General features: G+C 71.3%; 11 protein-coding genes. 3 read left to right on the top strand and 8 right to left on the bottom strand.

All coding sequences use genetic code 11. The annotated features are described in order from the left end of the window. From dxs to BUB97_RS15280, 5 genes are all read right to left on the bottom strand, one after another. The coding region (gene dxs / locus BUB97_RS15300) for a 1-deoxy-D-xylulose-5-phosphate synthase (protein WP_073135993.1) at positions 1–1,865 on the bottom strand (1,865 nt) is incomplete at its 3' end. Between the two features lie 33 nt (positions 1,866–1,898). Then, positions 1,899–2,792, bottom strand: a complete 894-nt coding sequence (locus BUB97_RS15295; protein WP_456306338.1) for a polyprenyl synthetase family protein — start codon at positions 2,790–2,792, stop codon at positions 1,899–1,901. A gap of 32 nt (positions 2,793–2,824) precedes the next feature. Further along, a complete protein-coding gene (locus tag BUB97_RS15290) occupies positions 2,825–3,067 on the bottom strand; it encodes an exodeoxyribonuclease VII small subunit (protein ID WP_073136226.1) in 243 nt (80 codons plus the stop codon). A 17-nt stretch (positions 3,068–3,084) separates the two neighbouring features. Further along, on the bottom strand, positions 3,085–4,008 hold the full coding sequence (locus BUB97_RS15285) for a histone deacetylase family protein (protein ID WP_073136224.1): 924 nt from the start codon (positions 4,006–4,008) through the stop codon (positions 3,085–3,087). Next, positions 4,008–4,280: a sulfurtransferase TusA family protein gene (locus tag BUB97_RS15280; protein ID WP_073136222.1), complete on the bottom strand. Its 273-nt coding sequence runs from the start codon at positions 4,278–4,280 to the stop codon at positions 4,008–4,010. Before BUB97_RS15280 ends, BUB97_RS15285 begins: the two co-directional genes overlap by 1 nt. 107 nt (positions 4,281–4,387) lie before the next feature. Here BUB97_RS15280 and BUB97_RS15275 point away from each other — a divergent pair, with 107 nt between their 5' ends. From BUB97_RS15275 to BUB97_RS15265, 3 genes are all read left to right on the top strand, one after another. After that, positions 4,388–5,284 carry an ROK family protein gene (locus BUB97_RS15275; RefSeq protein ID WP_073136220.1) on the top strand — a complete coding sequence of 299 codons (897 nt, stop codon included), beginning with the start codon at positions 4,388–4,390 and terminating at the stop codon, positions 5,282–5,284. A gap of 335 nt (positions 5,285–5,619) precedes the next feature. After that, positions 5,620–6,891, top strand: coding sequence for a DNA polymerase IV (locus tag BUB97_RS15270; RefSeq protein ID WP_073136218.1), 1,272 nt, complete (start codon positions 5,620–5,622; stop codon positions 6,889–6,891). 79 nt (positions 6,892–6,970) lie between these two features. Next, on the top strand, positions 6,971–8,071 hold the full coding sequence (locus BUB97_RS15265; RefSeq protein WP_073136216.1) for an FAD-dependent oxidoreductase: 1,101 nt from the start codon (positions 6,971–6,973) through the stop codon (positions 8,069–8,071). A 5-nt stretch (positions 8,072–8,076) separates the two neighbouring features. Here the strand turns inward: BUB97_RS15265 and BUB97_RS15260 are convergent, their stop codons facing one another. From BUB97_RS15260 to dapD, 3 genes are read right to left on the bottom strand one after another with little or no spacing between them, the layout of a single operon-like run. Beyond that, positions 8,077–8,652 (bottom strand): hypothetical protein, encoded by a 576-nt coding sequence (locus BUB97_RS15260; protein WP_073136214.1) that lies wholly within the window; start codon positions 8,650–8,652, stop codon positions 8,077–8,079. Next, entirely contained in the window at positions 8,640–9,767 is a 1,128-nt protein-coding gene (gene dapE / locus BUB97_RS15255; RefSeq protein WP_073136212.1) for a succinyl-diaminopimelate desuccinylase, read from the bottom strand. The genes BUB97_RS15260 and dapE overlap by 13 nt, the downstream gene beginning before the upstream one ends. A gap of 10 nt (positions 9,768–9,777) precedes the next feature. Next, positions 9,778–10,614, bottom strand: coding sequence for a 2,3,4,5-tetrahydropyridine-2,6-dicarboxylate N-succinyltransferase (gene dapD, locus BUB97_RS15250; protein ID WP_073136210.1), 837 nt, complete (start codon positions 10,612–10,614; stop codon positions 9,778–9,780). Between the last annotated feature and the right edge of the window lie 132 nt (positions 10,615–10,746).

Here is a 10,746-nt window from a genome sequence, read left to right as displayed (position 1 = left end):
CCGGCGAGGTCGTACTGCTTTTTGGGCGTCTCGTGGTCGATATAGATATCCGGCAGGACCAGCGGCCGGAAGCGCAATCCGCCATCGAGCAGCCCGGCATGGGCGAGGTGCTGGGCGACGAGGGACCCGAAGCCGCCGACCGAGCCCTCCTCGACGGTGAGCAGGACGCTGTGGTTGCGGGCCAGTCGCTCGAGCAGATCGGTATCCAGCGGCTTGGCGAAGCGCGCATCGGCCACCGTGCAGGAGAGGCCCTGGGCGGCGAGCTCGTCGGCGGCCCGCAGCGCCTCGGCCAGCCGGGTGCCGTAGGAGAGGATGGCGATGCTGTTCCCCTCGCGCAGCACGCGGCCCTTGCCGATGGGCAGGGGCGTGCCGCGGGCCGGCAGCTCGAGGCCGGTGCCCTCGCCGCGGGGGTAGCGGAAGGCGATCGGGCCGCTGTCATGGGCGGCGGCGGTCGCCACCATATGCACCAGCTCCACCTCGTCGGCGGCCGCCATGAGGGTCATGTTCGGAATGCAGCCGAGATAGGCGATGTCATAGGCCCCGGCATGGGTCGCGCCATCGGCGCCCACCAGCCCGGCCCGGTCCATCGCAAAGCGCACGGGCAGGTTCTGCAGCGCCACGTCATGCACCAGCTGGTCATAGGCGCGCTGGAGGAAGGTCGAGTAGATGGCGACGAAGGGCCGGAGCCCCTCGGTGGCCATGCCGGCCGCAAACGTCACCGCGTGCTGCTCGGCGATGCCCACGTCGAAGCTCCGGCGGGGGAACTTGCGCTCGAAGGCGTCCAGCCCCGTGCCGCCGGGCATGGCGGCGGTGATGGCCACGATGCGCGGGTCCGCCTCGGCCTCGGCCATCAGGGCCTGGGCGAAGACCTTGGTGTAGGAGGGCGGGCCGGGCGGGGCCTTGGCCTGCTCGCCGGTGACGACGTTGAACTTGACCACGCCGTGGTACTTGTCGTCGCTCGCCTCGGCCGGCGCGTAGCCCTTGCCCTTTTGCGTGACCACATGGAGCAGGATGGGCCCGCTCTCCTCGGCATCGCGCAGGTTGCGCAGCACGGGCAGCAGGTGGTCCAGGTCGTGCCCGTCGATCGGCCCGACATAGTAGAAGCCCATCTCCTCGAAGAGGGTGCCGCCCGTGAGCATGCCGCGGGCATATTCGTCCGCCCGCTTGGCGGCCTGGGCCAGCGGGCGGGGGAAGCGCCGGGCCATGCGGCCCATCACCTCTCGGATGGACAGGAAGGGGCGGGACGAGATCAGCCGCGACAGATAGGCCGACATGGCGCCCACGGGGCGGGCGATGGACATGTCGTTGTCGTTGAGGATGACGATGAGGCGGGACTTGATCGCGCCCGCGTTGTTCATCGCCTCATAGGCCATGCCGGCCGACATGGCGCCGTCGCCGATGACCGCGATCACCGCCTGCTCGGGCCCCTGGCCCAGCCCCTGCGCGCCCAGCAGGTCGCGCGCGACCGCCATGCCGAGCCCGGCCGAGATGGAGGTGGAGGAATGCGCCGCCCCGAACGGGTCGTACTCGCTCTCGCTGCGGCGGGTGAAGCCGGACAGCCCGCCCCCCTGGCGCAGCGTGCGGATCCGGTCCCGCCGCCCGGTCAGGATCTTGTGCGGATAGGCCTGGTGCCCGACATCCCAGATCAGCCGGTCCCGCGGCGTCTCGAAGATGGCGTGCAACGCCACCGTCAGCTCCACCACCCCAAGGCTCGCACCCAGATGCCCGCCCGTGGTCGAGACCGCGTGAACCGTCTCGGCACGAACCTCCTCCGCCAACTGCTTCAACTGCTCGGGCGAGAAGTTCCGGAGATCGGACGGCACACGTACCCGGTCGAGGAGCGGCGTCACAGGCGGGGGGGACATGGGCTCTTCCTCGAACCGTATCTTCGTTGAACGCTAGTTCCGGCGGCGGATCACATGGTCCGCCAGGGTCCGCAAGAGATCGGCCCGATCGTCGAAGCTGTCGAGATGGTGCTTCGCCTGTTCGACCAAACGTTCCGCCTGAGCACGGGCCCGCTCGGGGCCGAGCAGGCCCAGCAGGGTCGCCTTGCCGGCGCCCGCATCCTTGCCGGTCGCCTTCCCCGCCTCCTCAGGCGTCGCGGTCAGGTCCAGCAGGTCGTCCGCGATCTGGAAGGCGGCGCCGATCTCACGGCCATAGGAGGTGAGGCACTGGCGCGGCTGGGCCGCGGCCTTGCCGAGGATGGCGCCGGCCTCGGCCGAGAACTCGATCAGCTTGCCGGTCTTGAGCAGCTGCAGCCGGCCGATCGCCGCCTCGTCCAGCGGCGCGGTCGCCTTCTCCGCCATCATGTCCAGCATCTGGCCGCCGACCATGCCGCGGGCGCCGGAGGCCAGGGCGAGGTGCAGGCACAGATCGGCGCGCACGGCCGGGTCCGCATGGGTCTCCGGGGCCGCCAGCACCGCGAACGCCTGGGTCTGCAACGCATCGCCCACCAGGATCGCCGTCGCCTCGTCCCAAGCCTTGTGGACGGTCGGCTTGCCCCGGCGCAGGTCGTCATTGTCCATCGCGGGCAGGTCGTCATGCACCAGCGAGTAGCCGTGCAGCATCTCCACCGCCGCCGCGGCGCGCAGCGCGGACTGGCGGGCCACGCCGAACTGCCGCGCGCTCTCCAGCACGAGGAAGGCGCGCAGCTTCTTGCCGCCCCCCATCGTCGCGTAGCGCATGGCGGCGAAGAGGGAGCGCTCCTCGCCCTCCTCCTTCGGCAGCAGCGCGTCCAGCGCCTCGTCCACCTCCGAGGCGGCCTCGGCCATCGCCCGCTTCAGCGCCTCCATCGAGAGGTCGTCCATCGCCGCCACTTCGCTCATCATTCCACATCCCGCAGCGTCGGCCCGGCGCTGCCGGGAACCAGGGCCTGCACCCGCGCCTCGGCCTCGGACAGCTTGCGCTCGCAATGGGCGCGGAGCGCCGTGCCGCGAGCGTAGGAGTCCATCGCCTCCTCGAGCCGGGCCTCCCCACCCTCGAGGCGGCGGACGATGGCTTCCAGCTCCTTCATCGCCTCCTCGAAGGAGAGGCTTTCGACATCGGGGAGAGGGGCGGATTCGGGCATGCGGGCTCCGGAACGGGTCAGGCGCGGATCAGGGCGCGCAGATGCGCAGCTGCCGATCGGGCAAGGGCGCCGAGGTCGTAGCCGCCTTCCAGCATCGAGACCACCCGGCCGCCGCAACTCGCATTCGCGACCTCGCAGATGGCCTCGGTCACCCAGGCGAAATCATCCTCCACCAGGCGCAGCCCGGCCAGGGGATCGGCCCGGTGGGCGTCGAAGCCGGCCGAGATGATGATCAGCCCGGGCGCGAAGCGCGCCACCTCCGGCAGGATGCTCCGCTCCCAGGCGCGGCGGAAGGCCGGCCCCTCCGTCCCGGCAGCGAGCGGGACGTTGAGGATGTTTCCCGCCCCCGTCTCCGAGGCATCGCCCGTGCCTGGGTAGAGCGCGGCCTGATGAGAGGAGGCGAGCATCAGAGTCGGCTCGTTCCAGAAAGCGGCCTGGGTGCCGTTGCCGTGATGCACGTCGAAATCGAGCACGGCGACCCGCTGCACCCCATGCGCCGCCTGGGCGTGCCGGGCCGCGACCGCGACGTTGGAGAAGAGGCAGAAGCCCATCGGTGCCTCGGGCTCAGCATGATGGCCGGGAGGGCGGATGGCGCAGAAGGCGCGCGGGAATTCGCCCCGCACCACACAATCCACCGCCTCCACCCCCGCCCCGGCGGCGCGCAGCGCGGCCTCGGCGGAATACTCGTTCATGGCGGTGTCGGGATCGAGATGCACCCGCTGCCCCGGTGCGGGGCGGATCGAGAGGATGCGATCCACATGCGCCGCCGTATGCACCCGCAGCAGCGCCTCCCGGCTCGCCTCCGGCGCCTCGGCCCGGACGAGGCCGGAGAATTCCTGTGCCTCCAGCGCCTGGATCACGGCACGCAGCCGATCCGGGCATTCCGGGTGATGCGGGCCGTTGTCGTGGCGCAGGCAGGCGGGATGGGTCAGGAGCAGCATCAGCCGCCCTTGCCCGCCTGATCGTCCCGCTTGCGCAGGGTATACCGGTAGACCCCGGCATTCTCGCTGAAGGAAACCAGGGCATGCCCCGTCTCCCGGCAGAAGGCCTGGAAGTCGATCACGCTGGCGGCATCGGTCGCCAGCACGGTCAGCCTGGCCCCGGGGGGCAGGCTGCGAAGGGCCTTGTTGGCCTTCAGCACCGGCATCGGACAGGTGAGGCCCTGGACGTCGAGCACGGTTTCGTTCTTGGGGGCTTGGGAGGAGGCGGCCATCGGGCCGGGCAATCCACCACCTGCCACGCCGCAAGTCCAGCACTGCCGACGCGGCTGTGACCGGCGGGGCGCTGGACGCGAGCCCGATGCCCCGGCATTGATCCGCCATGGCGATCAAGCTCGGCGTGGACCTCGGCGGAACCAAGACGGAGATCGTGGCGCTGGACGAGGCGGGACAGGTGCTGCTGCGCCGCCGCAAGCCGACCGGCGACGGCTATCCCGCCATCCTCGACACCATCGCGAGCCTCGTGCGCGAGGCCGAGGCGGAGCTGGGGGCCAGGGGAACGGTCGGGGTGGGCATCCCGGGCAGCATCAACCCGCATACCGGCCTCGTCCGGAACGGCAACACCCAGGCGCTGAACGGCAACCCGCTGGACAAGGACCTGGCCGCCGCGCTCGGGCGCGAGGTGCGTGTGATGAACGACGCCAATTGCCTGGCGATGAGCGAGGCGGCCGACGGCGCCGGCGCCGGCTACCCCGTGGTCTTCGCCGCCATCCTGGGCACGGGAGTCGGCGGCGGCTGGGTGGTCCATGGCCGCCCGCTGGACGGGCTGAATCGCGTGGCCGGCGAATGGGGCCACACCCCCCTGCCCTGGATGAAGCCGGACGAATTTCCCGGCCCCCGCTGCTGGTGCGGCCGCCATGGCTGCCTGGAGACCTTCCTGGCCGGCCCCTCCCTGGCCGTCGACACCTTCGGCCCGGGCCACCGGGACGCCAGCCAAGTGGACGACCGGGCACGGGCTGGCGACCCGCTCTGCCAGGCCGGACTCGCCCGCCATGCCGACCGCCTAGCCCGGGCGCTGGCCATGATCGTGAACATCATGGACCCCGACGTCATTGTGCTCGGCGGCGGCGTGTCCAACTTCGAACACCTCTATCGCGAGGTGCCGGACCTCATGGCGCCCTGGATCTTCGGGGACGCGAAGAAGGTGAACCTCGTCCAGGCCCGGCACGGAGACAGTTCCGGCGTCTTCGGCGCTGCGCGGCTCTGGGACGCGAACTGATCTCGCTCGGGGTCTCGCTGAGGAGGGCTCCGCCCTGCCCCCGCCAAGGGCCTGAGGCCCTTGGAACCCCGTCTGACTTCCGTGGATGCCCCGGATTGAAGGGGTTTCTGGCTGCTGGGCTCTTTCCTGCCCTTGCGGTCGCGTGAGGTCTTATACCTCAGGCGCACCATCAGCCCGGTGATTCCAAACTCGAAGAAAAAGATGATGGGTCGAAGGCACTGCCTTCGACGGGTCCGGGGAGAGGAAGATTCCTTCTTCCTCTCCCGGGACAGACCGCCACCCCAGAACCCAGGGACGACTCGGGCAGCGTTCCCGTTCCGTGCTAGAAGGGTGCCATGCCCTCCCTGTGCCGGGACTGCTTCACGCAAGCCGAGGATCACCGCCGCCGTTGCGCCGCCTGCGGCTCGGGGCGCGTGGCCTCGCATCCCGAGTTGTTCACCCTCGCCATCGCCCATGTCGATTGCGACGCCTTTTTCGCGAGCGTCGAGAAGCGGGACCGACCGGAGCTGGCGAGCCGACCGGTGATCGTGGGTGGCGGGCAACGCGGCGTGGTTTCGGCCGCCTGCTATGTTGCGCGCACCCGGGGCGTGAAATCGGCCATGCCGATGTTCAAGGCGCTGAAGGCCTGCCCGGATGCGGTGGTCATCAAGCCGGATTTCACGAAATACGTCGCCGCCTCCCGCCATGTGCGGGCGCTGATGGAGGCGCTGACTCCGCTGGTGCAGGCGATGTCGATCGACGAGGCGGTCCTGGACCTCTCGGGCACCGAGGCGCTGCACGGCGCCCCGCCCGCGGTCGCCCTGGCCCGCTTCGCGCGGCGGGTGGAGCAGGAGGTGGGGGTGACGATTTCCGTCGGGCTGGCTCCGAACCGCCTGCTCGCGAAAATTGCGGTGGAGCGGGACAAGCCACGGGGCCTTGCCTGCATCGGCGCGGCCGAGGCCGCCGGCCTGCTCGCGCCTGAACCCGTCACCATCCTTCCCGGCGTCGGACCAGCCTTCGCGGCGAAGCTGGCCGGCATGGGCTTTTCCACCCTGGGCCAGTTGCAGTCGCTGGAGCCGCGCGAAGCGCTGCGGCGCTTCGGTGAGGAAGGGCCCCTGCTCGTCGCCCGGGCGCGCGGCGAGGACTCGCGCCCGGTGAGGCCGGAACGGGACACGAAGTCCATCTCGGCCGAGACCACCTTCGACCGCGACCTGAGCCGCCCGGCCGAGATGGAACCCATCCTCTGGCGCCTGTGCGAAAAGCTCGCCCGGCGGCTGGCAGAGAAGGGCTATGCCGCCGGCGGCGTGGTGCTGAAGCTGAAGACCAGCCGCTTCGCCCTTCGCACCCGCCATGCGCGGCTGGCCGGGCCGAGCATCGTGCCCGAAACCCTTTACGCCGCCGTGCTGCCCTTGCTGGCCCGTGAAGCGGACGGGACCGCCTTTCGCCTCATCGGCATCGGGGCCCAGCCACTGGTCGAGGGCAAGGGCGCCGACCAGGGTGACCTGGCGGACCCCGAGGCACCGCGGCGGGCGGCGCGCTGGGCCGCGATGGAGGCGCTGCGGACCCGGTTCGGCGACGGGGCGGTGCGTGCCGGGCGAAGCCTGGCAGGGCGGCGCGAGGGGTACTGACGCCGCCCCAGCGGCCCGACCTTTCCAGCTCCGGGCCAGGGGCTAGTCTGTGGGGCCGGAGCAGCCGGGGAGTCGCCGCGTGTCCGTCCTGATCGTGGGTGCGGGGCCGGTCGGGCTGGTCCTGGCCCTTTCGCTGCGCCAGCGCGGCATTCCGTACCGCTTGACCGACAAGGCGGCCGAGCGGCTGCCCTGGTCCCGCGCCCTGGGCATCCAGGCACGGTCGCTGGAGATGCTGGACCGCCTGGGTCTCGCGCAGCGCATCCTGGAAGAGGCCCTGCCGATCCATGGCGCCTGCCTGCATCTCGGCCGCCGCGTGGTGCGGGCGCGCTTCCGCGGCATGCATCCGCGCTTTCCCAGCATGGTCATCCTGCCCCAGGCCCGCACCGAGGCCATCCTGGAGGCGGCCGGGCCTCCGCCCGAACGCGGCGTGGCCTTCGAAGGTCTTCGGGAAGGCCGGGCCGTGCTCCGCCATGCGGACGGGCGGGAGGAGCTGGCGGAGGCCGAGTGGATCGTCGGATGCGACGGGGCGCACAGTGCCGTGCGGCACGCCCTTGGCGATCCGTTCCGGGGCAAACGCTACGACGCCCGGCTGGTGCTCACCGACGCGCATGTGGAGGGGCTGGAACCGGGTTTCCTGCATGTCGCCGTCTCCCCGCCCCTGCTCGGCTTCGGCCTGCCGGGCGGGCTGTGGCGGCTCGTCACCACCGTGCCGGAGGGGGCGCCGCCGCCGCCGGAGAACGACATGGCGCCCTTCCGGCGCAGGGGCATCGCGCCGCATGATCCGGTCTGGTGGAGCGCCTTCGGCATCAGCCAGCGCCAGGTGGCCTCCATGCGGAAGGGCCGCGTGGTGCTGGCGGGCGATGCCGCGCATGTCCATTCGCCCGCGGGCGGCCAGGGCATGAATATCGGCATGCAGGATGCCTGGTCCCTCGCCAGCGCCCTGGCCGCTGGGCCGGATGCCGTGGAGGCCGCGGTGGAGGCCTGGGCCCTGCAACGCCATGCCGTCGCGCGGCGCGTGCTCCGCGCCACGGATCGGACCACGCGGGCCATGCTGACCGCGCCGGGGTTCCTGGCGCCGCTGCGCGGGGCATTGCTCGCCCTGGCCTTCCGGACCCCGCCCCTCGTCCGGCGCTTCGAGGCGGAGACGGCCGGGCTGCGCTACCCGCCGATCCCGGACTGAGCGGATCAGCCGGCCGAGAGACGCGTGACCACCGAGGCGATGAAAAGGCCGATCGCCATGTCGAGAAGCACGAACAGGGCCGCGCGGATCCCGCTGATCCGCAGCGCCGATTTCGCCACGAACCATTCCATCCAGAGCGCGTAGCCGAATGCGGCGAGAATGAGGGAGCCGCCGAAGCCCGGAGGAAGCAGCCCCCCGAGCAGGGTGGCGGCCAGCAGCGCCCCGTACTGCACGAGGTTCGTCCAGTTCCAGGCCGCGACGAAGAGCGGCCAGAGCGGCCCCCGTCCCGACGCCTCGGCAAGGCTAAGCGAGGCGAGCGGGAAGACGACCCAACCCAGGACATAACCGATCAGTTCGATCGGCAGCGTGCCGGAGAGGAAGGCCCCCGTGCCCAGGGCGCGGACAAGGAGGAAAGGCAGGAGGCAGAAGACGCCGGCCCAGAAGGAGCGCGCGGCGCCTTCCATCGAGAGGAGGGCGAAGCGGAGCCCTTCCTCCCGCCCGCGCGCCAGCAGGGAGGCCGCCCGCAGCCCCGCAACGATCTGGGTCTCGAGGCTGACCCCCGGCGCGCTCAGCCCAGGCACTCCCGGATGACCGCGCCGTAGAGCGAGGACAGGCGCCGCAGCTCCTCGACGGGGGTTCGCTCGTCCACCTTGTGCATGGTCGTGCCGACCGCGCCCAGCTCCGCCACGGGGCAGAGGCGCGTGATGAAGCGCGCATCGGAGGTGCCGCCGCCGGTGTCCAGCTTCCCCTCCTCGCCCGTGCTCGCCTGAACGGCGCGGCGCAGCGCGTCCACGAAGGGGCCGGGCTCGGTCAGGAAGGCCTCGCCGGAGCAGGAGAAGGACGCGTCGTGGCGCGGCGCCTCCTCCGCCAGGATGCCCCGGATCCATGCCTCCAGGCTCACGGCCGTATGGGTGGGGTTGAAGCGGATGTTGAGCCGGGCAAAGGCCTTGGCGGGCACGATGTTGTTCGTGGGGTTGCCGACATCGACCGTGGTGACCTGCAGCGTGCTGGCCTGGAACCACTCGGTGCCGCTGTCCAGCGGCTTCTCGGTCAGGCGGTAGAGCACGCGGGCCAGCCGGTGCACCGGGTTATCCGCCCGCTCGGGATAGGCGACATGGCCCTGGATGCCATGGATGGTGAACTCGGCGGAAAAGCTGCCGCGCCGGCCGATCTTGATCGTGTCGCCCAGCCGTTCCTTGCTCGTCGGCTCCCCCACCAGGCACATGTCGGGGACGAGGTGGTTCTCCGCCATCCAGTCCAGCACGCGGGTGGTGCCGTCCACCGCCACCCCCTCCTCGTCGCCGGTGATGAGGAAGGAGAGCGTGCCCTTCTCCGCCGTCCCATCGGCCACCACATCGGCCGCGGCGGCGACGAAAGCGGCGACGCCGCCCTTCATGTCCACCGCGCCGCGCCCGTAGAGCGTGCCGTCCTCGACCTCGGCCGCGAAGGGCGGATGCGTCCAGCCCTCGCCGGGCGGCACCACATCCGTATGGCCGGCGAAGCAGAGATGCGGTCCGTTGCCGCCGGAGCGGCGGATGGCGAAGAGGTTCTCCACCTCGCCGAAGCGCAGGCGCGTGCATTGGAAGCCGAGCGGCTCCAGCGCCCGCTCCAGCACCGCGATCGCTCCCTCATCGGCCGGGGTCACGGAGGCGCAGCGGATGAGGTCCTGCGCGATGGGAAGCGGGTCGGTGGCCATGGGTTCCGCCTCAGTCGCGAAGCAGCTCGTTGATCGAGGTCTTCTCCCGCGTGCGGGCATCCACGCGCTTCACGATCACCGCGCAGTAGAGCGAGGGGCCCGGCGTGCCGTCCGGCAGCGGCTTGCCGGGCAGGCTGCCCGGGACCACCACGGAATAGGCCGGCACGCGGCCGACGAAGATCTCGCCGGTCGCGCGGTCCATGATCTTCGTCGAGGCGCCGAGGAAGACGCCCATGGAGAGGACCGAGCCGCGCTCGACGATCACGCCCTCGGCCACCTCGGAACGGGCGCCGATGAAGCAGTCGTCCTCGATCACCACCGGGTTCGCCTGCAGCGGCTCGAGCACGCCGCCGATGCCGGCGCCGCCGGAGAGATGCACGTTCCGGCCGATCTGGGCGCAGGAGCCGACGGTGGCCCAGGTGTCCACCATCGTGTTCCGGTCCACATAGGCTCCGAGATTGACGAAGCTCGGCATCAGCACCACGCCCGGGGCAATGAAGGCGGAGCGGCGCACCACCGCGCCCGGAACGGCGCGGAAGCCGGCCTCCTTGAAGCGGTTTTCCCCCCAGTCGCTGAACTTGAGCGGAACCTTGTCATAGGCGCCAGCGGCCGTGTCCATCGGCACGCTGTCCTCCAGCCGGAAGGAAAGCAGCACGGCCTGCTTCAGCCACTGGTTCACCCGCCAGCCGCCATTCCCGTCGGGCTCGGCCACGCGCGCCTTGCCCGAATCCAGGGCTTCCAGCGCGGCCTCCACGGCGTCGCGCTCCTCGCCCCGGGTGGCGGGGGTCAGCTCGGCGCGGCGCTCCCAGAGCGCCTCGATGCGGGGCTGGAGGGCGGCGAGGTCCATGGGGCGTCCTGCGTCTCGGGGCTGCGTCTCGGGGACGGACCCCATCGCGCGGGCGGCGCATGCTGTCAACGCGGCGTGGGATACGCGCGGATTCAGCCTTCCTTCATCTCGGCGGGGCAGCTTGCACGCCGG

It is taken from the genome of Muricoccus roseus (genome assembly GCF_900141905.1).
Classification (GTDB): Bacteria; Pseudomonadota; Alphaproteobacteria; order Acetobacterales; family Acetobacteraceae; genus Roseomonas; species Roseomonas rosea.
Note: the sequence above shows the minus strand (reverse complement) of the source record. Positions and strands in the feature narration are given on the sequence as shown.

Coding starts and splice junctions, on each gene's coding strand:
- BUB97_RS15295 (WP_456306338.1), bottom strand. CDS start 2,792: ATGGAGGCGCTGAAGCGGGCGATGGCCGAGGCCGCCTCGGAGGTGGAC.
- BUB97_RS15290 (WP_073136226.1), bottom strand. CDS start 3,067: ATGCCCGAATCCGCCCCTCTCCCCGATGTCGAAAGCCTCTCCTTCGAG.
- BUB97_RS15285 (WP_073136224.1), bottom strand. CDS start 4,008: ATGCTGCTCCTGACCCATCCCGCCTGCCTGCGCCACGACAACGGCCCG.
- BUB97_RS15280 (WP_073136222.1), bottom strand. CDS start 4,280: ATGGCCGCCTCCTCCCAAGCCCCCAAGAACGAAACCGTGCTCGACGTC.
- BUB97_RS15275 (WP_073136220.1), top strand. CDS start 4,388: ATGGCGATCAAGCTCGGCGTGGACCTCGGCGGAACCAAGACGGAGATC.
- BUB97_RS15270 (WP_073136218.1), top strand. CDS start 5,620: ATGCCCTCCCTGTGCCGGGACTGCTTCACGCAAGCCGAGGATCACCGC.
- dapE (WP_073136212.1), bottom strand. CDS start 9,767: ATGGCCACCGACCCGCTTCCCATCGCGCAGGACCTCATCCGCTGCGCC.
- dapD (WP_073136210.1), bottom strand. CDS start 10,614: ATGGACCTCGCCGCCCTCCAGCCCCGCATCGAGGCGCTCTGGGAGCGC.